Source organism: Thermanaerothrix sp. (assembly GCF_056331585.1).
On record NZ_JBWGPQ010000025.1, the window covers coordinates 1 to 22,551 of the forward strand.

The 22,551-nt window shown below is 57.2% G+C and carries 19 protein-coding genes and 2 tRNA genes; 9 read left to right on the plus strand and 12 right to left on the minus strand.

Annotated elements, in window-relative coordinates; translation table 11 throughout:
- Positions 1-395: GNAT family N-acetyltransferase (locus tag AC01YT_RS09335; RefSeq protein WP_476674845.1), on the minus strand; the 395-nt coding region annotated here is incomplete at its 3' end.
- Positions 396-557: 162 nt separating this feature from the next.
- On the opposite strand from AC01YT_RS09335, the gene AC01YT_RS09340 reads away from it, so the two are divergent.
- Positions 558-962, plus strand: coding sequence for an ArsR/SmtB family transcription factor (locus tag AC01YT_RS09340; protein WP_476674847.1), 405 nt, complete (start codon positions 558-560; stop codon positions 960-962).
- On the plus strand, positions 955-3,141 hold the full coding sequence (locus tag AC01YT_RS09345; protein WP_476674849.1) for a heavy metal translocating P-type ATPase: 2,187 nt from the start codon (positions 955-957) through the stop codon (positions 3,139-3,141). The genes AC01YT_RS09340 and AC01YT_RS09345 overlap by 8 nt, the downstream gene beginning before the upstream one ends.
- Positions 3,142-3,146: 5 nt before the next feature.
- Here AC01YT_RS09345 and AC01YT_RS09350 read toward each other — a convergent pair whose 3' ends face one another.
- The 6 genes from AC01YT_RS09350 to AC01YT_RS09375 form a co-directional block, all read right to left on the minus strand.
- Positions 3,147-4,145, minus strand: coding sequence for a zinc-dependent alcohol dehydrogenase family protein (locus AC01YT_RS09350; RefSeq protein ID WP_476674851.1), 999 nt, complete (start codon positions 4,143-4,145; stop codon positions 3,147-3,149).
- Positions 4,146-4,199: 54 nt separating this feature from the next.
- A tRNA-Gly gene (locus AC01YT_RS09355) sits at positions 4,200-4,272 on the minus strand.
- Positions 4,273-4,388: 116 nt separating this feature from the next.
- Positions 4,389-4,691, minus strand: a complete 303-nt coding sequence (locus AC01YT_RS09360; protein WP_476674903.1) for a VOC family protein — start codon at positions 4,689-4,691, stop codon at positions 4,389-4,391.
- Positions 4,692-4,745: 54 nt separating this feature from the next.
- Entirely contained in the window at positions 4,746-5,150 is a 405-nt protein-coding gene (locus tag AC01YT_RS09365) for a DUF4332 domain-containing protein (protein ID WP_476674853.1), read from the minus strand.
- Between the two features lie 154 nt (positions 5,151-5,304).
- Positions 5,305-6,636, minus strand: a complete 1,332-nt coding sequence (locus AC01YT_RS09370) for an NfeD family protein (protein ID WP_476674854.1) — start codon at positions 6,634-6,636, stop codon at positions 5,305-5,307.
- 100 nt (positions 6,637-6,736) lie between these two features.
- Positions 6,737-8,335: a hypothetical protein gene (locus AC01YT_RS09375; RefSeq protein ID WP_476674856.1), complete on the minus strand. Its 1,599-nt coding sequence runs from the start codon at positions 8,333-8,335 to the stop codon at positions 6,737-6,739.
- Between the two features lie 117 nt (positions 8,336-8,452).
- Here AC01YT_RS09375 and AC01YT_RS09380 point away from each other — a divergent pair.
- From AC01YT_RS09380 to AC01YT_RS09395, 4 genes are all read left to right on the plus strand, one after another.
- Positions 8,453-8,526: transfer RNA gene (locus tag AC01YT_RS09380), tRNA-Val, on the plus strand.
- Positions 8,527-8,676: 150 nt separating this feature from the next.
- Positions 8,677-9,876: a DUF5666 domain-containing protein gene (locus AC01YT_RS09385; protein WP_476674858.1), complete on the plus strand. Its 1,200-nt coding sequence runs from the start codon at positions 8,677-8,679 to the stop codon at positions 9,874-9,876.
- 145 nt (positions 9,877-10,021) lie between these two features.
- Positions 10,022-10,576 (plus strand): sigma-70 family RNA polymerase sigma factor, encoded by a 555-nt coding sequence (locus tag AC01YT_RS09390; RefSeq protein ID WP_476674860.1) that lies wholly within the window; start codon positions 10,022-10,024, stop codon positions 10,574-10,576.
- Positions 10,573-11,793, plus strand: a complete 1,221-nt coding sequence (locus tag AC01YT_RS09395; RefSeq protein WP_476674862.1) for a DUF5667 domain-containing protein — start codon at positions 10,573-10,575, stop codon at positions 11,791-11,793. Before AC01YT_RS09390 ends, AC01YT_RS09395 begins: the two co-directional genes overlap by 4 nt.
- On the opposite strand, the gene AC01YT_RS09400 is transcribed toward AC01YT_RS09395, so the two are convergent.
- Positions 11,790-12,308: an HIT family protein gene (locus AC01YT_RS09400; protein ID WP_476674864.1), complete on the minus strand. Its 519-nt coding sequence runs from the start codon at positions 12,306-12,308 to the stop codon at positions 11,790-11,792. The two genes, AC01YT_RS09395 and AC01YT_RS09400, sit on opposite strands and share 4 nt — an antisense overlap.
- Positions 12,309-12,498: 190 nt before the next feature.
- Between AC01YT_RS09400 and AC01YT_RS09405 the strand changes: the two genes are divergently transcribed.
- The 3 genes from AC01YT_RS09405 to AC01YT_RS09415 are packed head-to-tail and all read left to right on the plus strand — an operon-like array spanning position 12,499 to position 15,291.
- Positions 12,499-13,563, plus strand: a complete 1,065-nt coding sequence (locus AC01YT_RS09405; protein WP_476674866.1) for an L-threonylcarbamoyladenylate synthase — start codon at positions 12,499-12,501, stop codon at positions 13,561-13,563.
- Positions 13,564-13,571: 8 nt separating this feature from the next.
- Complete coding sequence (locus AC01YT_RS09410; RefSeq protein WP_476674868.1) at positions 13,572-14,843, plus strand: alkaline phosphatase family protein; 1,272 nt, start codon at positions 13,572-13,574, stop codon at positions 14,841-14,843.
- Between the two features lies 1 nt (position 14,844).
- Positions 14,845-15,291, plus strand: coding sequence for a thiol-disulfide oxidoreductase DCC family protein (locus AC01YT_RS09415; protein ID WP_476674870.1), 447 nt, complete (start codon positions 14,845-14,847; stop codon positions 15,289-15,291).
- On the opposite strand, the gene AC01YT_RS09420 is transcribed toward AC01YT_RS09415, so the two are convergent.
- From AC01YT_RS09420 to AC01YT_RS09435, 4 genes are all read right to left on the minus strand, one after another.
- Positions 15,288-19,301: a GAF domain-containing protein gene (locus AC01YT_RS09420; RefSeq protein WP_476674872.1), complete on the minus strand. Its 4,014-nt coding sequence runs from the start codon at positions 19,299-19,301 to the stop codon at positions 15,288-15,290. The two genes, AC01YT_RS09415 and AC01YT_RS09420, sit on opposite strands and share 4 nt — an antisense overlap.
- 21 nt (positions 19,302-19,322) lie before the next feature.
- Complete coding sequence (nusG, locus tag AC01YT_RS09425; RefSeq protein WP_476674874.1) at positions 19,323-19,841, minus strand: transcription termination/antitermination protein NusG; 519 nt, start codon at positions 19,839-19,841, stop codon at positions 19,323-19,325.
- 92 nt (positions 19,842-19,933) lie between these two features.
- Entirely contained in the window at positions 19,934-21,652 is a 1,719-nt protein-coding gene (locus tag AC01YT_RS09430; RefSeq protein WP_476674876.1) for a DUF2207 domain-containing protein, read from the minus strand.
- The gene (locus AC01YT_RS09435; protein ID WP_476674878.1) at positions 21,649-22,548 is read right to left on the minus strand and encodes a lysostaphin resistance A-like protein; all 900 of its coding nucleotides are present in this window, start codon (positions 22,546-22,548) and stop codon (positions 21,649-21,651) included. The genes AC01YT_RS09430 and AC01YT_RS09435 overlap by 4 nt, the downstream gene beginning before the upstream one ends.
- Between the last annotated feature and the right edge of the window lie 3 nt (positions 22,549-22,551).

Here is a 22,551-nt window from a genome sequence, read left to right on the forward strand (position 1 = left end):
AACCCCAGTCGCTCATAGAGTGCCCTGGCCCGCACGTTGGATGTGTGTACACCTAACTCAATGGCATCCATACGCCCTTGGTATTGCTCTATCAGATGTTGGAGTACCTGGGTGCCGATGCCCTGTCCTTGATATGAAGGCGCAATCACGATGCCATGAAGATGTACCACCCGTTCCCGTTCCTCGATCCAATAGGCCCCAACTTTTTTCCCGGCGTAGTAGATACAAAACACCCAACCTGTGCCGCGCACTCGTTGGGTGAACTCTTCCCACGACCAACCCAATTTCTCCAGTGTGGGGTGTACATAATCGGCGGCTTCTTGGCGCATCAGTTCCAGGAATTCATCAATTTGCTCATCCTGAGCCAGTTGGAAGGTTAACGCAGCCTCCAGCATAACCCTCCCTGTTAATATGTCTGAACAACATCGCCTGCCTCTATTGTAGCGCACTTATTTCCAAAAAGATCCCTTTGATTTCTCGCCCACGTGGCTTGACAACTTCTTCCCTGTGGATATAATATGTGAAGATGTGTTCATATATTCATGATTAAGGTGTCTATGAGTAAAAACGGTGCTTCGCCCCATTGTGAAGATAACCAGATTCACGAATCATTGGTATGGCAGGTGCAGGCGCATTTGTTGGATGGTCTAACTGCCACCCGCTTGGCTGAGGTCTTCGCTGCGCTCAGTGACCCCAGCCGCATCCGCTTGCTGGCAGCCCTGGCCGAGGCCGAACTATGCGTCCATGACCTGGCGGCGGTATTGGGGATGAGTCAGAGCGCTGTCTCGCATCAGCTGCGTCTGTTGCGCGCCCTGCACCTGGTGCGTTTTCGCAAGGAGGGGCGCACCGTGTTCTACACCTTGGATGACGAACATATCCGTGACCTGCTCGAACGTGGGTTGGAACACATCCGTCACCAAAACCAATCTCAAGTTGAGACCAAGGAACGCACTCATGCCTGAACAGCGCTATCAAGTAATGGGATTAGATTGTGCCGATTGTGCCCGCGAAATTGAACAAGCCTTGCGTGATGTCCCTGGCTTGAGCCGGGTTCATTTGGATTTTGCCAGCGGCTTGCTCCATTTAGAAGGTGAACCCATCCCCGAACAGACCGTGATTAAACGCGTCCAGTCCTTGGGCTATCGTTTGCAGTCCCTGACCGCTTCACCTCAATCGGGGCCGGTTCAACGCCCCAGTTTTTTGGTCTATCTCTGGGCAGAACGCGAAACTCGCCTGACCTTGATCGGTGCGTTACTGGTGGGAATAGGTTTACTGTTGATGCTTTGGCCCTCGATCGATTCCCTGGCAATGCTTTTCCAGGTGGGGGCACTGCTTTTGGCCGGCGTGCCTTTGGCTCGGCACGCGTGGAATGGTTGGCGCTATAGCCGTGAACTTGGCATCAATGCGCTCATGACCCTGGCAGCCCTGGGTGCGGTTGCTATCGGCGAGATCACCGAAGCAGCCACGCTGGTGGTTCTTTTTGCTTTGGCCGAGGCGTTGGAAGGTTACACAACCGACCGCACGCGACGCTCCCTGGATAATCTGCGTACCTTGTTGCCTGAAGAGGCCACCCGCTTGACGCCTGAGGGGGAGGAACGGGTAGCCGTGGAGCAGGTGCGGGTAGGTGACCGCCTGCGCATCCGTCCGGATGAGCGCATTCCGGTGGATGGAAGGGTGTTGGTGGGAAGCAGTGAGGTGAATCAAGCCCCGCTTACCGGTGAAAGCCAGCCGGTGGAGAAACACCCCGGAGATGAGGTGTTTGCCGGCAGCATTAATGGCCAGGGTAGCCTGGAAATTGAGGTGACTCGTCCGGCGCGTGAAAGCACCTTGCAGCGTATTTTGGAGGGTGTACTGGCGGCGCAAGCGCAGCGCCCATCGTTCCAACGCTTTATAGATCGCTTCGCGCGTTACTATACCCCCGTCGTGACTATTTTAGCCGTCCTGATTGCCATTGTACCTCCCCTGGCATTTGGACAGCCTTTCCTTAACCCCCCTGATGGGGGGCGGGGTTGGCTTTACCGCGGTCTGGCGTTGCTGGTGATTGCCTGCCCCTGTGCGCTGGTGATGAGCACCCCGATTACTTATTTCAGCGCGCTTACGGCAGCCGCACGGCGGGGTATCCTGATCAAAGGTGGGGTTCACCTGGAGGCCCTGCATCAGGTGCGGGTCGTGGCGTTTGACAAAACGGGCACGTTGACGTTGGGGCAACCGCAATTAACGGTTGTGCGGGCCATAGACTGCGAAGGGGGTGAACGTTGCTCCCGCTGTGATGATCTATTGGCTCTGGCTGATGCTATCGAGCGTGAGAGCCACCATCCGCTGGCGCGTGCCGTATCCCGGGCGGTTGTAGAACGTGGTTTGGAGGTTCGCTATCCTTCTCCTCATGCCGTCGCATTGGTGCCAGGCATGGGGATGAAAGCGCGCTTTAACGGACATGAAGCCATTTTGGGCAACCATCGCTGGTTCGACGAGTTCCAACCTCACCCTGAAGCCCTTTGCCGCGAGATCAATGCCCTGGAAGAACAGGGGCAGACCACGGTGTTACTCCAATACGGGGGCATGGTGCGGGGCTATCTGGCCTTTATGGATATCCCGCGTCCCGAGAGCCGCGCAACTATTGCCTGGTTACAGCAGCGTGGGCGGCATACGGCACTACTCAGCGGGGATCAGCGTGTGGTTGCTCAAACTATTGGCAAGGGCTTGGGGATGGATGAGTTGTATGCCCCCTTGCTGCCAACAGAAAAGATGGACGTGCTCCGTGATCTGCAACGCCGTTTTGGTGCGGTGGCGATGGTTGGGGATGGAGTGAACGATACGCCGGCCCTGGCAACGGCGCAGGTGGGTATTGCCGTCGGAGGTGTTCATAGTGCCCAGGCGATGGAGACGGCTGATGTTGTACTCATGAACGACACACTCAAGCCGTTACCGTTCCTTTTTCGCTTGGCCGACCTCACCCACCGCCTGGTGCGCCAAAATGTGGCATTTAGCCTGCTGACCAAACTAGCCTTCCTTGTCTTAGCGGTTTTAGGCCAAGCTACCCTGTGGATAGCGGTGCTGGCCGACATGGGGGTGTCCCTGTTGGTGGCCTTCAACGGCATGCGCCCATTGGGGCTGAATGGGCATCCCAAAAGCGTGGACTAACGGCCCTATTCTACGTGCAGCACGGCCTGGCCGTTCAGGCGGCTGTGTTTCAGATCGGCGAGTGCCTGGTTCAAGGCATCGAACGGATACAACGTGACGGTGGGGCGGATGGGGATGTGAGCCGCCAGGTGTAAGAATTCCCGGCCATCCTGGCGGGTAGCATTAGCCACACTGCGCAGGGTGCGTTCACCGTAAATGAGAGGATATTCGAAGCTTGGAATTGGGGTCAGGTGCACGGCATTGATGGCCAGAGTACCTCCGGGGCGCAATTTAGCCAATGCCAAAGGGATAATTTCGCCTACCGGGGCAAAGGTGATGGCACGGTCGAGGGGATGAGGGGGAGTATCTTCGGCCCCTCCTGCCCAGGCTGCACCTAATTCCAGAGCGTGTTGGCGGTGAGCTTCAGAACGGGTAAAGACGTATACGTCACACCCCCAATAGCGGGCAACCTGCAGAACCAGGTGGGCACTGGCACCAAAGCCGAACAACCCCAGACGTTCTCCCGGTTTCACCTCGGCTTTGCGTAGCGAGCGATAGCCGATGATCCCGGCGCACAGTAAGGGAGCAGCTTCAACGTCGCTTAGGTTCTCGGGTAGAGGAAGCACGAAATTAGCATCGGCCAGCAGGTATTCGGCAAAGCCACCTGGCACGTGCAGTCCGGTGAAACGGGCCGAGGGGCACAGGTTTTCCTCCCCCCGCTGGCAAAATTCGCAGGCCCCACAGGCCTGGTGCAACCAAGGAACCCCAACGCGCTGCCCACTAGTAAGGTTAGAGACTCCCTCCCCGATGGCGACGATTTCTCCCACGACCTGATGCCCCGGCACCACCGGATAGGTCGGCGGGATAAGATCTCCTTCAGCGATGTGCAAATCGGTATGACAGACGCCACAGACTCGCACCTGCAAGAGCACCTGTCCCGGGCCAGGTTGAGGTTGGGGAACTTCGGCGATTATCAAAGGATGGATTTCGATGGGAGCCGGTTGGGTGACTTGCCAAACGCGCATAGTACACCTCCCTGTGATAAGCAGGAAACGAAAAGCCCCCTTTTCGGGGGCTAGAGCGGGCGATGGGACTCGAACCCACGACCTTCTCCTTGGCAAGGAGACGTTCTACCAACTGAACCACGCCCGCAATGCTGTTGCAATTCAAAGTATAGCAAGAAGTGCGTGAATCGTCAATATTTTGGCGACCTGTCTTTGACACCGCCGGGCTAAATCGGAGAGAAAGGGGAAAAACATTGGGAGTGCTTATTCCGTGATCTCGTAATGGCACACTTCAAGGTAATTACCCTCACTATCCTGAAACGCAAACCAGCGCGTTTCTCCCTCTCTGCCGGAAATCGGTTGCACATCCACTCCCATGGTTCTTAAGCGTTCATGAGTAGCCTCGATGTCGGGCGTGTAAAAAATGGGATAGCAACGGGGAATCTGATGGGTCATTGTGGCGCTGCTTGATCCTTGCTCATGCAAGGTCAGGCTGGTTTCTGTACCCACGGCCAGGACAACCAGACGCTCTTTTGGATCCGTGTAAACGGGCTTGAACCCCAAAATCCGAGTGTACCATAGCCCACTGCATCCGAAGCGGTGGAGGGAAGGCCCGGCGGCTTAGTACTCAATCACTCGCGGCAGTTGCTTGGCTTGCTCCACCCAGTTTTTGACTTGAGAGAGCGTGGGCAGGCGCCGCACCAGTTTTTTCTCTTTGTTGACCTCGATCAGTTTGTTAAACAGGTTTTCGGGATTGCGCTGGGCCAATTCGGGTACCGTATTTATCCCGGCTTCTTCCAATAGATCAGCATATTCCGAACCAACACCTTTGATTCGATACAAATCTAGGTGATTGACCCACTCTAGAATCAGGTGTTCCGAGATTCCTGATTTTTCGGCCAATTCCTTACGTCCTTTGGGGGTAGAACCCGCTTTGTATAATTTGGCGGTTGTGTCTATACCAATGGCCTCTAGTTTCCGCGCATAGGCCTCACCAATACCTTCCACATAGATTAGTTTCGCCATGCTCAACTCCTCCTCTTGGCTCAGGGTGGCCTTGTGAGCCGGTCGTGGTGCTGATCAGAGATATGACCAGTGCAGCAATTTTCAATTTTCATTATAGGCCTCATCAATGGAAAAGCAAGTTGAAGTGCCCCCAATTTTCTCCATGGGTGAAGACCTAACGCAGCCGGCGCACTTTCAGGCGCAAGCCTTCCACCCCTACGACTTCGACCCTCGCTCCAACGGGGATAGGGGTATTCTCATCAATGGCTTCGGCAGTCCATAATTCGCCTTCTAATTGAATGCTGCCCACCGGGTCAAGGGGCTCGCGCACGATGCCCTGTTTGCCCACCAATGTTTCCTTGCCCATGCCCGGTGGCAGGCGTAAGGCGCGCAGGGCAAAACCCACGATCGTCAGGAAGGAAACAGCAACTACAATGGCCGTGCCGATGACCAAAGGGATGGAAATGCGTGGAAAACCGGGCAGGCGCACCGAGTTGAACAGGATCAGCGCGCCTGCGATGAACGACGCCACGCCGGCAATGGTCAGCGCGCCAGAAAAGCCCACTTTAACTTCCAGAATGAAGAGGACAAACGCCATGATGATGAAGATTAAGCCGAACAGGTTAACCGGTAGCAGGCCTAAACCGTAGATTGCCAGCGCCAGGCATACGGCACCGATGAACCCCGCCACCCATCCACCGGGGTTGGAAAGTTCGATCAGGATGGCTTGCACACCAATGGTCAGCAGAAGAAACACAATGTTGGGATTGGTGAGTAATTGCAAGGCTTGCTCTACCGGAGTCAGGTTGAACGAACGAACCACGGCGTTCTGGGTGTGCAGGGTGCGGGGCGTGTCCAGTACGGTCACCGTATAACCGTTCAGTTGGCGCAATAAATCGTTGACATCGGAAGCGATGAAATCCACCAATCCTACTTCTAAAGCCTCAGAGGCTGAGACGGCGCGTGCTTTTTCAATGGTATCTTCGGCCAGCGCAATCGCCTCGGCGGGGCGGCGTTCGGCCAGGGAACGAGCGGTGGCACGGAGAATCTCCTTTTCCTTGGTGGCTAAGGTTTCTCCCAATTCCTCACCCTGGGCCCCGACCGGGCTGGCGGCACCAATGGCTGTTTCCGGTGCCATAGCACTGGCGTGCCCGGCCAAGGTGATCAGGGTACCGGCACTGCCGGCCATGGCCCCTCGTGGCGCGACGTAAACAATAACCGGCACCGGACTCCCGCGGATGATCTGGATGATCCGATTCATGAGATCAATACTTCCGCCCGGCGTATTGAGTTGCAGAATCAGCATCTCGGCGCCTTCGCGCTGAGCAGCATCTATCCCCCGTTCGATGTAGCTCACCAGCACCGGTGTCAGTGGTCCCTCAGCCGTTAAGAGCAACACCTGGGGTTGCCCGCTGGAGCTTTGTGCCTGTACTGATGGCACCAGCGGTGATCCCAACAGCGACCAACCGATAAACCATAACAGGAGGATGAGCCACCCTCGTCGCATTACATGCTCCTTTCCTACATCTCAATTATAGCCGTAGCCACCCCGCTCACCAATAGACTCGGCAGTTTCGTCAAACCTTGCTTGAGGTTTTGGTATGCCTTTAAGGCGTGGAGCAGGTAGGATAGAAGTAAATAACGCCGTCATCTAGGCGATGGTAAAGGCGCAGGCCAGCGGTAAAAATGGTTTGATAGCGGGCGGTTTGATCGCCGAAGATGGCTTGCATTTGTTGATTAAACTCCGGTTCAAACAAGATCAGTGCAGCGCAGCGGGTGCGAAAAACGAGTTCGTCCTCGCTCGCGCCATTGCCAAAAGGTTGCTCTAGCACTGCCTGGTCCGGCTGTGCCAGACGAGTTATCTCGTAGGGAAAACGCTGGGTGTAGAAAAGTATGGCGATAGGTTGGTTAGACACTAACGGCAGGTTCGCCGGAAGATCTTGCGCCGCGCGCAGTGTTTCGGATTCGCGCCAGCGCAAGCCGCTATAGCCACTACCTGTGGTGTGGCGTTGATTCAAATAAGAAAACGTGGTGGGCAGGTAATAAGTCAAGGTTGAGAGAAAGATGAGTACAGCCAGCAGCCCTTCCCAATGAGGTGCGACAGAGCGCGCTCGCAAGGCCAAAAAGAAGCCACCGGGGATAACGACGGCCAGGGCAATAAAGAACGGCATCAACAGGCGAGTATCAATATCCGGCGTCAGGGACGAAAATAAATAAGAAAACCCCAAGAACAACAGGTAGCCCAGAGCATAGAGCGTTATGATGGCCCACCAGGTCAATCCGCCCGCGAGTTCCGGCTGGGGTTTCCCCTCTCGCCGGGTTTGCTTCCAAGCCCATCCTGCTCCCCAGCCTGCCAACAACCCCATAGTTACCAAAGCCAGCGATTTGAGCCAAGATGCCGGTAACATCTTGAAGATCGGCACCCACTGAAGCGATAATCGTGTTACTTCCTGGCGAAACGTATTGGCTTGGGTGAGAAGTGAAGAATCCCAAACGAAGGGCCGGTTGGGCAACGTTTCTCGAAGGAGCCAGACTAAAGGCAACACGCCGGCCATTATGGTATATCCTGAAGCACGGATGAGACCTTCTCGTTGGGATCGGCGATGGACAACCAGGATGACCAGAACACCTATGACTAAATTGACCAGCCCGATGGTGCGCATGAGCCCGGCCCCGGCTGCAAATAATGCGGCTGCGATTCCCACCCCCAGCCGCGGTGAGCGAGTGTAGTGGGCCAGGAGAAAGAGATTGAGCAACGTCAGCGCCATGTAAGGGGGTTCACTCATGGCGCCGTCAAAGTTTGAGATCACCCACGGTGCCAGAAGAACCAGCGTCGCGGTTGTCCATCCCCATAGTTGGGAACCTGAAAAGCGCCAAGTGCCCCACCCGAGTAAAAACAGACCCAGGGCAAAACACAGGCTGTTCACCACGGTGATAGCATGCAAGGGGTTAAGGTTAAATGCCAGGAATGCTCCGATCAACCAGGGGTAACCGGGAGGCATCATAGGGTCGAATTCGCCGCTGGGGTTAAAAATGCCCAACCCTCGTCCTGCAATCCAATTGTAGGCGGAGAGGATATAGGCCACCGAATCGCTATACACCCATGGCCCCCAACGCATGGCATAAAGCAAGCCGCCCGCACCGACCAGGGAGAGAAGTAGAAACGACAAGGTGATGACAACGTTGGAGAAGGATCGCGAACGCATAATCTTATTTTATTACGAGAAGATCCCTTCACTTTCTCGAGGGTGGGTTCCAGAGGGATAAGACGATGCCAAAATATTGTTTTTTTGCCTGCGTCCGAGTATAATAATAAAGCACTTGGGCGGTTAGCTCAGTTGGTTAGAGCGTCGCGTTGACATCGCGGAGGTCGTAGGTTCGAGTCCTATACCGCCCACTTCCCCCGATCCACCCCTCCATCCCCCACCTAATAATTGCGCGGCAAATTTTTGCCGCGCAAACTTTTTCGCCCGTAACTTTTGCCGTCCATAAGCGACTATTCTTATGAGAATACCCTTTATCCCTACCTTGTTAGGAGGAAGACAGAATGAAAAAGATTCCCTGGCGAATGCTACTGGTGATGGTAAGTGGTTTGCTCTTGCTCATGCTGGCTGGTTGTACGACGTTAGATGCCAGCGCCGCGTTTAGTGCACTTCAAACACTGAGTGACAGTACCTCAACGACAGAACCGGGGGCTACTCTGACCCAAATACCGACATTAGGCGTGGTGTCCTTCAAGGGAGCCGTAGATAGTGTAGGTTCGGATTCCCTGGTTGTGGAGGGATTGACTTTTCGTATTGATGGGCAAACGGCGTTGCCGGAGGGATTGCAGACCGGTGACGCGGTGGTCGTTAAAGCGGTGTTGTTGCCAGATGGTAGCCGCTATGCGCTGGAAGTAACGCGGTTGGAAAAAACGCCGGATGAGAGCGAATTCAAGTTTTATGGCGTGGTAGAGAGCATTGGCGAAACCACCTGGGTTGTTTCGGGTGAAACCATCCAGGTCACTTCGGAAACCCAAATTGAAGCCGGTATCGTAGAGGGCAGCCTAGTAGAGGTGGAGGGTGTGGTCAGTGAGGGTAACCTGATGGCCTATAAGATCAGCCTAGAGGATAATGAGGCGCAGCCCTCACCCCAGCCGACCCCAGGTGAGTCCGAAGAAAATAATGAGGTCGAATGGTTTGGGGTGCTCAATCAAATGACGGAGGGAGCGTGGGTGGTCGGTGATCAGACCGTACAGGTGACCCCCAAAACCGAACTCAAGGGCAACCCTCAACTAGGCGACCTGGTTAAGGTCCATGCCGCTCAAACCGAGGGCGGCTATCTCGCGCATGAGATTGAGAAAATCCGCTCTTTCCCCACGGCCGGAGCTCCCCAAGCCCGTAACTTCAAGTTTTACGGTACCGTTGAAAGCGTCAACGGCTCAACCTGGGTGATCAGTGGCGTTATGGTGAACGTGGATACCAACACCAAACTCCAGGGCAACCCCAGTGTGGGCAGCCAGGTGGAAGTGAAAGCGCTGGTGCAAGCGGATGGCACCTATCTCGCGACCCGGATTAAAGCTAAGGAAAATGGGAGTGGGCGCTTGGACTTTCGCGCCACGCCGGGCAGTGGTGCTGATCACGAGTCGGATTCGTCGCTCAGCACACCGCAGCCCAAAAAATCCCATGATGATCGTGACCGCGACAATTCTGAGAGTAAAAATCGTGGGGGTAAAAGTGATGATGGCGATCATGAGGACAATGACTAAAAGGCATTAGATGAATACAATGGGATGGCTCCTGTCTGGATATGGTTCTTCTTGGTTCTTGCCCCGACGCGGTCAAGGCCCCAGGCGGGGGCCATTCTTTTCGGCGCAAGATAGGGTATACTGGGGGAGGAGGAAGCGATCCCTTTTGGCGCTGGCCGGGATGGATGATTTCAGCGATTTAATATCCCGTGCGCGTGTTCTGGATGCGGATGCTCTAGCCACTTTGCACGATGCGTTGTATCCGGCTATTTATCGTTACATTGCCTATCGTCTGGGACATGGCCCGCTAAGCGAAGACCTAACTGCCGAGGTCTTCCTGCGTTTGTTGGAGGCGTTACGTGCCAGACGGGTGCGCGGGGAGAATTTGCGGGCCTGGTGTTTTACCACGGCGCATCATCTGGTGATGGATTGTCTTCGCCAGCATTATCGTCATGCGGTGCAGGGGTTAGATGGTGGTCATCCTGACCCTCAGGTTCACCCCGAACAAGCCCTGGAAGCCCAACAGCGTTTAGAAGCCGTGCAGCGGGCGATGCGTCATCTGACCCCGGAACAGCAGCATGTGCTAACCCTGCGCTTCTCTCAGGAGTGTTCTCTGGAAGAGACCGCCGCACTGATGGGTAAGAGTGTCAATGCGGTAAAGGTGCTCCAATTCCGTGCTCTGATGGCCTTACGGCGATGGCTAGAACGGGAGGGGGAATGATGCGACGGGACGAAATAACCCCCGAACTGGTTGAGGTCTGCCTGCAAGCCCTGGAGCAGGGCCAACCGATCGAGGCGATCCTTGCCCGTTATCCCGAACAGGCTAGGGACTTAGCTCCTCTTTTACGGGCGGCGCAGAGCGGACGAGCCATGGCCGATACTCTGTGGGTTCCCTCAGCGGCGCGGGCACGCAGCCGGGCGCGTTTCCTGGATAGGGCAAAGCATCTGCGCGCTACGCCGGTTTCTCCCATCGCCCGCTTACCACGCTTGGGCTGGGCCTGGGGAAGCCTTGCGGTTATCCTGGTGTTGCTCATGAGCCTGGTGATCACCACGCTGGCGTCGGCCCAGGCGCTCCCGGGGCAACCCCTCTATCCCGTAAAGCGAGCGGTTGAGGCCGTGCAGTATAACTTTACTACCGAGCCGGGGGCACGGTTGTCCTTGGCCGAAACCCTGGATCAAAAGCGGGCTGCGGAGGTGCAGGCGCTCATTAAGCAGGGGCGGCGGCAGGCGGTGACGTTTGCTGGCTTCCTCTCTCGCGGCCCAATGGGGGTGTGGGAAGTTAACCAAATCCCGTTACTGCTTTCCCCCGATCAAGAAGCGCTGGCCCGCTCCTTAGAGGGCGCTTATGTGAGTGTGAGGGGAGAAACCGAACCTTCATTGGGGGTTAAAGCCCAGCGTCTCGAACTCCAACTGCTCACCGTGCGCGGTACTCTGCGGGAGATGACCTCTGAGTATCTACGCCTAGATAGGCTGACCCTTTGGCTTAGCCCGGCTACGCAGCGCCGTGGTGGGTTGAGGATTGGACAGTCCGTCTCGGCGACGGTAGTGCGCCTGGCGACGGATCAATACCTGGCGCTGGTCGTGTGGGGGCAGGGCGGGGATGGCGCGCTTGCTACCCTTGATGTTTCGGCTACGCCGTGGCCGGAATTGCGCCGCGATCTCCCACGCGTTTTGCCCTTGCCCTCGCATCGTGAAAATACGCCGGAATCCCGGCCTATCGTTCCTCCCGGTTTATCGAAACACACCGAACAGCCTCTCCCCACGGCGCGTTTAGAGATAACCGCGGAACCGGAAGATAAGGGGGGAGGCAAGACGCCGGAACCCACACGCACCTTGCGCCCGAGCAAGACCCCCAAACCGACTGAGTTCGAGGCCAGGAGTCCCGAACCGTCCGAACAAAAAACCGAAGTAGAACACGACGACGAGGATAACGACTAACCGCTCTGCTCGCGTGGGGTGGCAGGGGAGAAGAGGCGTTCCCAGCCCTCGCGCAAGCGGCGATAAGTGTCTTCTAGGGCTTCTGGCAGGACGCGTGTTCCGGCCAGCGTGGACATGAAGTTGGTATCGCCAGCCCAGCGCGGTACCACGTGGAAATGCACATGGTCAGCGATACCGGCACCGGCTGCTGTCCCGATATTGGCCCCGATGTTAAACCCTTCTGGCCGATAGACCTCACGGATGACCTGCACACTGGCGGTAATTAACTCAAAGATCTCCGTGCGTGTTGGTGCGTCCAATGCTTCCAAGGAAGATACGTGCTGGTAAGGCACCACCATCAGATGACCACTGGTATAAGGAAAACGATTCAGAATGACAAAGGCAAAACGGCCGCGCGCAATGATCAGGTTTTGATCACTATCGGGTTGTTGCACGGCCTCACAGAAGACACAGCCTTGACTGCGGTTATTTTGCTCAATGTACTGGCTACGCCATGGGGACCATAATCGTTCCATGTGTTGCTCCCAAAAACTAGGGATTTCAACCCACACGCGTTAACTTTTTAACGGCACCGCAAAACGCACCCCCGCGAGCAGGCGCTCAGTTGAGCCGATTTTATCACAAGTTTGCCCCTTTTCTCGGCATCAGGTTAGGGTTAGACGGTTCGGTTGCAGGAAGTGTTTAGCCCTGGTATGATTAGGGGCAATGAAAACCCGGTTGATTCGCGTTGATCCTTTGCACCCCGAAGCGGGGGCGATTGCTGAAGCGGCGGCATTGGTGCGTCAGGGACAATTGGTAGCCTTCCCGACCGAGACAGTCTACGGTCTGGGGACCAATGCCCTAGATGCCGCGGCCGTGCGCCGCATTTTTGAAGCCAAAGGGCGCCCGGCGAATGATCCACTCATTGTGCATCTGGCTGGTGCGGAATGGTTGCCGCGGGTAGTGACATCGGTTCCACCGGAGGCAGATATCCTGGCAACACGCTTCTGGCCGGGGCCACTGACGCTGATCCTGCCCCGGTCTGCGGCGGTGCCGCCAGAAGTCACGGCCGGCCTGCCCACCGTTGCCGTGCGCGTGCCGGCACATCCAGTGGCGTTGGCGCTCTTACGTGCTAGCGATTTACCCATCGCGGCGCCCTCGGCGAACCGCTTTGGTGGGGTGAGCCCGACCACGGCGGAGCATGTCTGGCAGGATCTGGCCGGGCGGATTGCGTGCATCCTGGATGCCGGGCCAACCCCAATTGGGGTGGAATCCACCGTTCTTGATCTCTCCACCCGACCACCGCGCATTTTGCGTCCTGGGGGTACTCCCCGTGAAGCCCTGGAAGCGGTTTTAGGCCCCGTGGTGGTGTGGGAAGGTGCTTCTGGCGGTGGTGCTCAACCCTCACCGGGTTTGTTGGCGAAACATTACGCCCCCCGCGCCCGCCTGATCTTGGTCTTGGGCAATGAGGCTGAGGCGCTTACTGCCCGTGTGGTGGACATTGCGCGCACCTTGAGTGCCCGGGGTGAGCGGGTAGGCGTACTGCTCACCGACGAGGATGCACGGCGGGTCGAAGTCCTGTTGCCGGGTGTGAGCCTGCTAGCTCTAGGTTCGCAAACCGATTTAACCGAGATCGCCCGCAATCTTTATGCAGCACTGCGTCAGTTAGATGCCCAGGGAATCACGGCCATCGTCACCCGCGACTTCGGAAGTTACGGTTTGGGGTTGGCGATTCGGGATCGCCTGCGCCGTGCGGCTTCGGAAGTGGTCACGCTATCCCCTGAACCTTAGAGGTCCTGATGGCTCGATATATGCCTCTCACCCCCGAATCTCTCGCTGCAACCTCATTGCCGGGTTTACCCTCTGCACCGGATCGCACTTTTCCTGCTTACGAGGGTTACTCCATTGCGAATTTACCCAGCAGCATTTGTGCCTGGTTGGGTGTGCCACTGCCCGAAGGCGCCGCACCCCCGCTGGCTGAGCCTTATCATCAGCCGTTGAACTCGCGCTTTCGGCGGGTGGTGGTTCTGGTGGTGGATGGGCTGGGGTGGCATTTTGCACAGCAGCGCGGTGGGTTGGCTCTGGCAGGGGTTACCCCGGTTTACACGCTTCCTCTGACCAGCATCGTCCCCAGCACTACGGCGACAGCCCTGACCACGTTGTGGACGGGCACCTATCCCGCGCGCCATGGCATCTTGGGCTACGAAATGTGGCTGAAGGAATATGGCCTCATCGCCAACATGATCTTACACAATCCGGCCTCGTATAACGGCGATTTTGGTTCACTTCGTCTGGCCGGGTTTGATCCGGAGACCTTTCTTTCGGTGCCGGTGTTGGCGCCCCATCTGGCCTCTTACGGCGTGCGCACGCTGGGGCTGATGCACGTGGCGATTGCCCGCTCTGGTCTCTCTCAAATGCTGATGCGGGGGTGTGATATTCTACCGTTTCGCAACAGCAGTGACCTCTGGGTCACCCTGGAACACGTGCTGGATGAGACCACGAATCGCGCCAGTTATATCTATGCCTACTGGGGAGATCTGGATGAACTCTCACACCGCTTTGGACCCGAAGACGCACGGGTGGATTTAGAGTTTAACGTTTTGCGCTTGCTGCTACAGCGGCTGCTTCAACCGCGCTTATCACGACGCTGGGAAGATACCCTTTTCCTGGTAGTGGCCGATCATGGGTTTGTGCCTACTCCGCGCTATGCGCGCTATGAACTGCGTCAGCATCCGCAACTGAAACAAGATTTACTCATGCCTCCCTCGGGTGAGAATCGCTTACCATACCTATTCCCGCGCGCAGGGCGGGCGGAGGATGTACGGGCCTACATTGAATCGGCTTGGCCAGGGGAGTTTGAAGTGATCTCCACCCAACAAGCGATACAAGGCGGTTTATTCGGCCCCGGGCAGCCCAACCCGATCCTTTACGAGCGCTTGGGCGAGTGGGTGCTGTTGCCGCGTGAGCAGGCTTATCTATGGTGGGCGAATAAGGAGAACAGCCTCTTGGGGCGCCACGGTGGCTTGCATCCACACGAAATGATGGTGCCCTTATGTGCCTGGGTATTGTGAAATGAGCGCTTCGCTTTATGTGTTTTACGATGGTGCATGCTCGCTGTGCACGCGGACAGCCCGCCTGCTCCAAAAACTGGATTGGCAGCGGCGTTTAGTCCTGCTTTCGTTCCGCGCCCCGGAGGTGATAGCGACCTATGGATTGGATCCGGCACGCGCCGAAACACGCCTCCAGGTGCAAGTCGCCGGGCGTACCCTGGAAGGCATTGCTGCCGTGGAAGCCGTTGCAGCGCGGCTGCCGTTGCTTTGGCCACTGTGGCCGTGGATTGTTCTAGTACGGCGTCTCGGAATTGGTGACCCAATCTACGATTGGGTCGCGCGACATCGTTGGTTTTGGGGACGGCGCTCAACCTGCACCGGCACGTGTGATCCCGCCTTAAGAGCGGTATTGCCGAAAGACCGCCAATCCTCTGCAATTGGCACGAAGTCGGCCAAAGAACGCGGTTAGGACGCGGCGATCTCGGCGACTGGCACCGTGAAATGGAAAGTGGTGCCTTTGCGGAATTCGGATTCAAACCAGATTTTGCCCCCCTGCATTTCAACCAAACTGCGGGTGATGTTTAGGCCCAGTCCACTACCGGGCACCTCGCGGGTTTTGGGGTCTTCGGAGCGGAAGAATTTCTGGAAAATCTTAGGCTGATCCTCGGGGGCAATGCCGATGCCAGTATCTTGAACCCAGATGTGAACCACGTCCCGCGCGCCGTTAGGATCCCAGCGGTTGGTGGTGTGCTCTGCCCCCAGGGTGATTTGCCCGCCGGCTTCGGTGTATTTGTGCGCATTGTTAACTAAGTTAACCAGGATCTGGATCAGGCGGGTGCGATCTGCCCACACTAGGGGCAAATCGGCAGGCAAATGGATGGTAAAGCGCTGTTGTTTCTCTTCGATTTGGCGGCGGGTTGAGCGTTCAACCTCGCCGACGATCTCGGCCAGATTGAGGGCGGCGAATTCCAGGCGCATCCGCCCGGCTTCGATCTTGGAGAGATCATTCAGATCCGAAACCAGTGTGCTCATGCGGTCAACGTTGGAGCGAATGACATTGAGGAAACTGGCCTGAGCTTCGCTAATCGGCCCGACCGCACCGGCGATGAGCAGTTCGGTGTAGCCCTTGATCGAGGTCATTGGATTCTTGAGTTCATGGGCGACAAAGGAAACAAATTCACTCTTGGCCAGGTTGGCGGCACGCACGGCGGCATAGAGTTGGGCGTTGGCCAGGGCGATGGCGGCGTGGTCGCAAAGCCGTTGGAGAAAGTCCAGCGTCTCCGGTGCGCCAAAGTCCGCGTTGTCGGATTCGAGGATCAACAAACTACTTACCTGCTCTTCCTGGCGAATCGGCAAAAGCACCTGAACGCGGCTGTCGGCGCGCAATCGGGCGGTTGAGGCAGCGAGATCGCGCCGTAGGGGTTTACCGTTCTCCTGGATCAGGGTCAAGGGTAAGCCGGCGGCAAGGGTTTCGGGATTAGGAAGAGCGTGATCCTCAATCCCTTGCCAGGCAATTGGGCGAAAGACCGAGCCCTCGATAGCACCGATTAGACCGACACTGGCCCGCGAACGGCGCATCGCCCAGTTCAACGTGATGGACATGGCCTGGCCGAGATCCAGAGTGGCGTTGAGTTCACGGTCAATGCGCTGCATGATCGAAAGTTCTTCTACCCTGGCAGCCAGCGCCTGATCGGTGAGGGTATAAAGACGGGCATTTTCAATGGCGATGGCTGCTTGGGCTGCAAAGGCGCTCAATAACTCGGCATCCTCGGGGGTAAAGTTCTGGCCGTCTTTGCGGTTGACGACTTCCAGCACCCCGATGGCACGTTCCTTGACGACCAACGGGACGGCTAACACAGCCCGGGTGGTGAAGCCGGTGATTTCATCCGGCAGGCGGAACCACTCAGGGGAGGTGCTGACGTCATTGACAATTTGCGGCTGACGGGTTTGTAAGGCTTTTCCGGCCAGGCCACGGTTGGAGGGCATGCGTTGGTGGAGTAGGTTCTGCGCCACCGGCCCCAGCACCACGCGGAAAACCAGTTCGTCGCTGGCTTCATCCCACAGCAACAGACTGCCTGCCTCGCAGACGAGGATGTCCACCGCATTTTCGAGGATGGTGTGAAGTAGAGGTTCCAGGTCGAGCGTGGAGGAAAGTTTCTGGGTAACCTCGTGAAGTGTCCGCAATTGACGAGCGCGTCGTTCTGCTTCGTTCAGCAGGCGTGCTTTAGCGATCGCACCGGCCGCTTGATCCGCGATGGCCTGAAGTAGGTTAACCTGTTCCTGGGTGTAGTGGACGTCGGGGCGCTGTGAACCCACGCAGAGCACGCCAATGGTTTCGGCGCCGGTGTTCAAAGGTACGCCCATCCAGGCGTAGAGGTCGGCTTGAGGGCTCAGAATACCACGAACACGGCATTCACGGGTGTAATCGTCCGTCAGAATTGGTTTGCGCTGGCGCAAGACGCTCCCTTCAAGGCTGGTGCTCAGGGGGATAAGGCGATTTTCGCGTTCGCTCAGGCGCTCATTGCCCCAGACCTCAAAGACGACGCGCAGAGCCTCGTTTTCCGGGTCATAGAGGGTAAGTTGAAACGTCTCGATAGGGATGACTTGAGCGGTTTGGGCGTAGATGAGCTCGTAGATATCTTCCAACGCCAGGGTGATGTTGACCCCCTGGGCGACGCGGATGAGCACATTCATCTGACGCACGCGCTGGTTAAGGTCGGCAATAACCTGGGCGCGCTCGATGGCTAGGCTGGCTTGATCGGCCAGGGCACTCAGAAAGGCATAATCGCGGGTGGTGTACGAAGGGACGCGGTCGGGTTGCCCCAGCGCAATCCAGCCGCTGAGTTGGGTGCGCGTTTTGAGCGGAAAATAAATCCGGGCACCCAGTAGAGTCAAACGAGCCTGCTCACCGTAGAGAGTATCCGGCAGGTGGGAAGGGTTACTGATATAGAGAGGACCGGATTGTTGACGCAAGGTTTGCACCAATGTACTGTTGGCGGAAAATCTCAGGTCGCTGGTGGGTTGACCGCTGGCATCGGGTGTAGCAACGTAGTGATCGCTCAATGGGTCATAAAGAAAGATGTGCATTAAGGTGGGCCGCAACGTTTCTTGAAGAGTCGTGCGCAAAATGCTTAAAATCTCAGGAAGTTCTACCGCATGCGTGAGGTCGCGGATAAAGCGGTTAAGGCGCTCCTGCTGAATTCGCTCGCCAGGCAAGAAGAGTGCATCCAGATTCTTTTCGATTCCGCGGTATAGCGGCAACAGGCTCAATGCTACCAGCGCGAAAGCGATGCCGGTAACGACGGGGCGCAGGGCGAGGTTAAAGGCGCTGAGAATGGTCATTATGCCCGCAACGACAAGCGCATAGCCGATCCCGGCCAGGGCATAGAGACCTGCCTGCCACAACAGGCGCTGAGGCGAAGTCATAGTGGGGCGGCTTTGGTTCAAGGCGGTCGTGAGCGGAAGGGCTAGCGTGAGCGCTGTCAAGATGGGGGTTGCCATACCCGGCTGACTGAGATGCAGCAAGAGCGTGCCGGCCCACAGATAAAGCGCCGGAAGGGAGAGGACTTCGGCGGCTAGCATCCCCAAACTGCGGTTACGTTGGGGAACGGTTTCGGCGCGGTGAGCGGCTATGATCAGAATGGCCACCGCGAACAGACCGGCAGTGAGCAACCAGATCAGTTCTAGCCACCAGCTCGTGGTCATGTGTTGGGCGGTATTGCGTACATAAAAACTACCTGCTAACAGAGCGACAAGTAATCCCGCGCTATAACCCCCGCGGCGTAAGCGCACCACCCACTCAGAGGGGAGCGCCCATTCCGAGGCGCTGAGGGAAAGGTCGAACGATGCGGCGGCGGTAAGGGCGAAGGCAAGCAACCAAAGCAAGGTCAGGCGATGTGTTTGCCACAGATCAACGCTACCGGCCAGGACAAACCCCAAGGAAGCCGCTAAGAGAACAAGGGCGCGATTGGTGGGATGATCCGGAAGGCGCAGGAAAACCAGCCAGGCCAGGGCAAGCATGACCACACCCAGGCTGATGGGGAATTCGTTTAGTCGTACCTGCCAATAACGCGGCCAGGGTTGCAGAACTTGGATGCGGGTGACGTAGTCCCCCTGTGGGGTTTCAACGCTTAAGAAAACTTCCTGACCACTTTTTTTGTTTTCCAGGCTTACCCACAGCGCTGCGCCGTTGGGAACAGCGCGCCCATCCACGCGCAAGAGGCGGTCGCCAAGTTGTAACCGCGCACCCCCGGGGGTAGTCACTACCGCCACCGGGCTGAGAGACGCACCCACACGCATCCCGGGTAAGACCAGTGCTCCCAGTGAAGGGCGGGCCAACCAGGCTGCACTGGTAAACGGCAAACTAAGGACGATCATACTCAACGCGGCCAGCCAGAGCAGGATCGGTGTGCGTACGCTGCGCCAGACCGAAATCGTGGGGAGGGGAGACGCTGAGGTTTGGAGGTGTGATTCAACCATGTGGTTGCCTCTACCGATGTATCACGCCGAAGACGGGGGTCTACGCACCTGGCGAGAGTCGAGTTCAAGCGGCACTCGCCGCTCCCCCAGGAACTTAAGCAGCACCCGCACGCGCTCCCGTCCTGGTAAGCGGGTATCGAAGATAGCTTCGTACCCGGCAAATGGCCCACTTTCAATTTCAACGCGTTCCCCCTTCTGAAACTGGTCTGCGGGGGACTGCGCAGCTATCTGATTAAGCCGTTCCAGGTGGTTTTGTAACGCCGTGATCAGGGCATCAGGCACAATGGCCGGTTCGCCACCAAATGCCACTAGACCGGTGGCAAATGGCATCCATTGGAAGAGTGAAGCCCCGGTCTGTTCCAGATCGGCGCGGACAAAGACGTAGCCCGGAAAATAAGCACGGATGCGGCGTGCGCGGGGGTTAACCGGTTTAACTTTAAGATGGGGATAGAAAACCTCCAACCCTTTTTCGGTCATGTAGCGGGCCAGGCTCTCTTCCCGGTGGGGATGACTGTGGATGGCATACCAACGTAAGGACATAAGACACTCATAGGGTGGAGGTAACCAAATTATAATGAAAATCTCCTCTGCTGTTTGCGAGGGGCGGTTTACAGTTTTCTTAAGTACACCGATTAGCCTGCCCCGCTGGCACCGCCTCCCCCTCCCCCGCCGCCGTCTCCGCCGCTGGAGGTGACCACACTGGTAGCCGCGATGGCGCCCAACAGGTCATCCATGCCACCGGCACCGCTGGCGGTGAGCAACCAGGAAACGGTAGGAGCAAAGCCTTGCTCGCGAAAAGCTTCTGCCCACTGCAGTCCGCTGCCAAATGCCAGCGCATAGGGCAGATAGGCTTCCAGCCATTCCCCTTGCAGGCCACTGCGCTTTTTGACCAATTGTCCCAGGTACTGCTTAAACCCCTTCCAGCGCGCGGCGCGGGTCTCGCCCTGAGGGGTGAGCAAGGGCCAGGCGTTGGCTGTGAGCAATAATGCACTGCCTGCAACTATCAAGCCACCGGCCAAGCCCAAGCCAAGGGTGCCGACCCCGGCCAACTGATTGCTGCCCAAAACCAGCAATAATCCTACGATGAGCAACGGAAATTCGATTAAAAAGGCTAGCACGGCCAGCGCGTTCAACCGTTTACGCTCATCCAGACGGTGGGCGTCCACCAACCCCTGGGCGATTAATTCGTGGGTCAGGGCTTGTTTGAGGGCGGGCAGGATACCCGGAAGTTTATTACCCAAGCGACTGAGGCGGATGGTGTCTTGCCAGCCCTGACGGGTGGTGAAGAGAGCCTGGAAGAGCACCTGTTCATGGTCGTGTAATCCGGTCTTATCGCGCAGGCGGTGGAGGGTGTAATCCCATGTTTTGAACAGCCCCCGTCCGGCTGGAGTGGCTTCGAGGCGCAGCCAGCCGCGCTGAGCGAGGTGGATCAAGACGGCGGCAATTTGAGCGGGCGTGGCCGCGCCGGGGTTAAGCAGAAACGCGGCTTGGGCCGGCGAAAGCGCATCCGGCGGATTGCTAATGATGCCCGGCGGGATGATTACCGTCGAGCCCTGGCGCTGGCGGCGGTACAGCCAAACCCCGATCAGGGACAGTAGGGCTACGCCTAGCCCTAATCCAATGGCCCACGGTGCCATCTGGCGCGCCTGAGCGCCGCGCGCCAGCAAGCGCGCCTGCCAATCGGGCGGTTGCGCGATCAGACTGCCGCGGGGGAAGAGCATCTCGATCGTGATGCCCTGGTTGGCAGGGATGTCCTGGGCAGTGAAGATAAACTCACCGCGGGTGTGGGTGGTGGTGTACTGTGCTCCCCGCAACTGAGGCGTTTCGGCTGGGGTCAGATGGGAGGGGTAGCGTACTGTGATGCGCGCCTGATGGATGGTGTACTCATGTTCTTCGGGGATGGCCTGCCATAAAATCCCGTCGGCGTTGTCACGCAGATGGATGTGCCCGCTCACGAGATAGCGCAAGCCGAGGGTACGCGTGGCATCTTGGGTGGGTGGAAAATGCCAAGTGATTTCGATGGGATCCGCGTTGCGTTTGATTTCAACCTGGTTGGGCTGATCCCCTTCGGGGAGCGTAACGCCGTCCAGGCTGGCACTTTGAACGTCAACATGTTCCAATTGATCCAGGGTTAACCGGCGGAAGGCATAGGTATAAGGCCCACCCTCAAAGCGAAAGGTCACCGTTTCTTCAACCTGAATACGGTTTTCGGCCTGGATTTGGAGCACCACGTCGTAGCGTTCGGCGTAGTAAGTGCGGGCATCGACGTTACCTCGGGGTGCCCACAGCAGTGCTAACAGCCCAATCAGCGTAGCAAGCAAGAGAACAAGGCGTAACCGACGAACGGTCATTCTGCCCTCCCTGTGTGGGTTGGCTCAATCGTCTGTTCCCTGGTATTGGAACGACGGGAAAGGAGGAACAAGTAAACGGTCGCCATGATGACGAAGGAAATTAAGCCGATGACCGGATCGTAGGTGCGCATGTGAACTAGGGCGGGTGAGGGCAGAGCTGAGGCGGGGAAGGTGACCACCAGAGCGGCGTAGAGATTGTTCGCGGCATGCATGCCCAGGGCATATTCCAACCCGCTGCTGTGGAGTGTAGCCCACGAAAGCACCACACCGATCCCAAAGTAAAGCGGCATCGTCAACCAGGCGCCGTAGGTTTGCACCTCGGGGTTCAAACCGTGCAACGCGGCAAAAATAAGGTTGGGCAAGATCAAAGTAGCCCAATAACCCAAACGTGAGCGCCCAATCCATTGGGTCAGGTAGCCACGGAAGATCAGTTCTTCGGTACTGGTCTGTAAGGGGATGAGCAAAATGGCTACCACAGCATAGGGAACAAAGCGCGACCAATCGGCGGCCCAGACGTAATTGGAGGGGTTGAAGAGCCAGAGAATCACATCGCTCAGACCGCACAAGATCAGCCACAGGCCAAAAGAGCGCCAAAAGTAGGCCCAGCGCACCCGTCCAGCGGGGTTGATCAGGGCGAGAAGTGAGCGGTGATGGAAAAGACGCAGGCCGATGATCAGGCCGAGCAGTCCCCCCAAAGGGAAGGGCAATAAGGCAATGACCAAAAGCCATAAGGGCGGAAAGGCATTGAGATCGGTGCTTCCGGTCAGGATGACGGCAATGAGACTGAAGAAAAATGAAACGCTGATGAATAGCCAGATCACCAGAGCCAAAGTGGCGACATAACGCCAGGTCTCATGACGTCCTTCGTGTGCCGTGGATAGATAGGAAGAAACCATCTC

Coding starts and splice junctions, on each gene's coding strand:
- AC01YT_RS09395 (WP_476674862.1), top strand. CDS start 10,573: ATGATGCGACGGGACGAAATAACCCCCGAACTGGTTGAGGTCTGCCTG.
- AC01YT_RS09375 (WP_476674856.1), bottom strand. CDS start 8,335: ATGCGTTCGCGATCCTTCTCCAACGTTGTCATCACCTTGTCGTTTCTA.
- AC01YT_RS09435 (WP_476674878.1), bottom strand. CDS start 22,548: ATGGTTTCTTCCTATCTATCCACGGCACACGAAGGACGTCATGAGACC.
- AC01YT_RS09370 (WP_476674854.1), bottom strand. CDS start 6,636: ATGCGACGAGGGTGGCTCATCCTCCTGTTATGGTTTATCGGTTGGTCG.
- AC01YT_RS09415 (WP_476674870.1), top strand. CDS start 14,845: ATGAGCGCTTCGCTTTATGTGTTTTACGATGGTGCATGCTCGCTGTGC.
- AC01YT_RS09420 (WP_476674872.1), bottom strand. CDS start 19,301: ATGGTTGAATCACACCTCCAAACCTCAGCGTCTCCCCTCCCCACGATT.
- AC01YT_RS09405 (WP_476674866.1), top strand. CDS start 12,499: ATGAAAACCCGGTTGATTCGCGTTGATCCTTTGCACCCCGAAGCGGGG.
- AC01YT_RS09400 (WP_476674864.1), bottom strand. CDS start 12,308: ATGGAACGATTATGGTCCCCATGGCGTAGCCAGTACATTGAGCAAAAT.
- nusG (WP_476674874.1), bottom strand. CDS start 19,841: ATGTCCTTACGTTGGTATGCCATCCACAGTCATCCCCACCGGGAAGAG.
- AC01YT_RS09385 (WP_476674858.1), top strand. CDS start 8,677: ATGAAAAAGATTCCCTGGCGAATGCTACTGGTGATGGTAAGTGGTTTG.
- AC01YT_RS09410 (WP_476674868.1), top strand. CDS start 13,572: ATGGCTCGATATATGCCTCTCACCCCCGAATCTCTCGCTGCAACCTCA.
- AC01YT_RS09340 (WP_476674847.1), top strand. CDS start 558: ATGAGTAAAAACGGTGCTTCGCCCCATTGTGAAGATAACCAGATTCAC.
- AC01YT_RS09365 (WP_476674853.1), bottom strand. CDS start 5,150: ATGGCGAAACTAATCTATGTGGAAGGTATTGGTGAGGCCTATGCGCGG.
- AC01YT_RS09350 (WP_476674851.1), bottom strand. CDS start 4,145: ATGCGCGTTTGGCAAGTCACCCAACCGGCTCCCATCGAAATCCATCCT.
- AC01YT_RS09430 (WP_476674876.1), bottom strand. CDS start 21,652: ATGACCGTTCGTCGGTTACGCCTTGTTCTCTTGCTTGCTACGCTGATT.
- AC01YT_RS09345 (WP_476674849.1), top strand. CDS start 955: ATGCCTGAACAGCGCTATCAAGTAATGGGATTAGATTGTGCCGATTGT.